This is a genomic window from Stenotrophomonas maltophilia, assembly GCF_003970865.1.
Lineage (GTDB): Bacteria > Pseudomonadota > Gammaproteobacteria > Xanthomonadales > Xanthomonadaceae > Stenotrophomonas > Stenotrophomonas maltophilia_AR.
Genome location: NZ_RXLZ01000131.1, coordinates 1 through 2368, shown reverse-complemented (window position 1 = coordinate 2368; position 2368 = coordinate 1). Strand labels below are relative to the sequence as shown.

The window sequence follows — 2368 nt, the reverse complement described above, 5'->3', positions numbered from 1 at the left end:
TCCCGTGGACTGCGGCTGACGGCTGCGGGAACGATGACCAACCGACCGCCGTGCAGCAGTGCACCCCATATCTCCCATACCGAGAAATCGAATGCGAAGGAGTGGAACAGCGTCCACACATCCTCGGAGCCAAACTGGAACTGCGCATCAGTCGCCGCAAACAACCGTGCGACTTGACCATGCTCCACCATCACACCCTTGGGCTGACCGGTCGAGCCAGAGGTATAGATCACATAGGCCAAGTGCCTTGGCGTCATTTGTGCATTGCACGGATCCTGTACCGACGCGTTGTTCAGTTCGGCATCAGCATCGAGCACCAGCAGCGGCCGTCTTGCCTGCTGGAACCGCGCAACCAGATCGGATTGGGTGACCACCGTCATCGGCGCACTGTCGATCAGCATAAAGGCCAAGCGCTCGGGCGGTGCAGAGGGCTCCATCGGTACGTAGGCCGCGCCGGACTTGAGAATGCCCAGCATTCCGACAACCAGATCAAAGCCCCGCTCCATGCACAGCGCCACGCGCTGCTCTGGACCCGCTCCGCGCGCCCGCAGCACGTGCGCCAACTGGTTCGCGCGGGCGTTGAGCTCGCCGTAACACAGGGTCTTTGTGCCGAAGGTCAGGGCAACCGCATTCGGTCGCCGTGCGGCGGAGTGCTCGAACAGACGAACAATGGATTCCTGTTGCGGCCACGATCGATGCGCTGCGCCGAAACCATGAAGCGCCTGCTGGTATTCCTCCTTCGACTGCAAACGTATCCGGCTTGCCTGTGCTTGGTCATCGGCCACCATCGCTGCCAGCGCAGATTCGAAGTAACACGTCATCCGCCTTGCGGTATCGGCGTCAAACAGATCGCTTGCGTACTCGAGCGCCCCCACCAGCTCCTCCCCCTGTTCTGCCAACGAAAGTGACAGATCGAATTGGGCGCTGGTGTGTCCGATCGGAACCGAGGCGAGCTCCAGCTCCGGAAGTTCAGTCGGGGCAGAAGACGGGGTGTTGTCCAGTGCAAGCATCACCTGGAACACGGGACTGTGGGCCAGGCTGCGCAATGGCTTTATCGCTTCCACCACCTGTTCAAAAGGAACATCCTGGTGTGCGTAGGCGGCCAGTGTCGTGGCTTTGATCTGCCCCAGCAGCGCCGCCACGCTCGGGTCGTTCTCCAGACGCACACGCAGCGCAAGCGAGTTGACGAAGAACCCGATCATGGGCTCGAGCTCAGTGCGTGGGCGGTTGGCAACAGGAGTGCCGATAACCACATCAGCCTGGCCACTGATACGTGACAGCACAATGGACCATGCCGCGAGCAGCGTCATATGCAGGGTCGCGCCGTGGCGATGGGACAGACGCTTGACGGCAGCGATCAGGGACGCCGGCAAGTGTACGCCGACTTTTCCGCCGTGGTAACGCTGGATCATCGGCCGTGGTCGGTCCAGAGGTAGTTCAATCAACGTGGGTGCACCCTCCAGATGACTCCGCCAAAATGCGAGCTGCGCATCCAGCACTGTCCCCTGCAGCCAGCCTCGCTGCCACGCAGCGTAATCAGCGTATTGCAACGCCAATGGCGTCAACGGATCTTCATTACCTGACGTGAATGCTGTGTACAGCGCCCCCAGTTCCTGGATGAAAAGCCCCATCGACCAACCATCGGACACGATGTGATGCTGTGTGATGAGCAGCAGGTGATGGTGCTCGGCAAGGTGGAACAGTTGCCCGCGGATCAACGGACCCTGCGACAGCTGGAACGGTTCGCGCGTCTCTTGGACAATCAGTCGCGCCACCTCCGCATCGCGGTCTCGGGTCGTTAGATTCGAGAGATCCACGTGGGTCAACACAAAGCCGGAATCAATCGATTCGATGATCTGGCGCGGGGCTCCATTCACGTTTTCGAATCGAGTACGAAGGCTCTCATGGCGGGCCACGATGCGATTCAGTGCGCGCTGCAGTGCCCGCGCGTCGAGCACGCCGGTCAGGCGCATTGCCACTGGGATGTGGTAGGCGGCGCCCGCCGCCTTGTCGAGCTGGTCCAGGAACCACAGCCGCTGTTGGGACCACGACAGAGGCAGCTCCATTGCGCGGTCAGCGAGTGGGATAATGGCGACGTCATCGGGCGCCTGCAATTCCTTGGCTGCCTGGACAACGTGGCGCAGGGTGCGCTGTTCGAACAGCGCACCGAGTGTGGTGTCACAGATCTGCAGCTGTCGCGCCCTTGACACCATTTGGATGGCCAGCAGGGAGTTTCCCCCAAGCGCGAAGAAGTCGTCACCGCGCCCCACGCGCTCCAGCCCCAGCACCTCTTGCCAGAGGGTAGCCAGCGCCTGCTCCACCTCACCCACCGGCGCCTCATAGCGGCCTGCCACTACCGCTGCAATGT

1 protein-coding gene is annotated in these 2368 nt (G+C 61.7%); it reads right to left on the bottom strand.

Features of this window, described 5'->3' with window-relative positions; all coding sequences use genetic code 11:
• A partial coding sequence (locus EKL94_RS22025; protein WP_148105820.1) for a condensation domain-containing protein occupies positions 1-2368 on the bottom strand: 2368 nt, incomplete at both ends.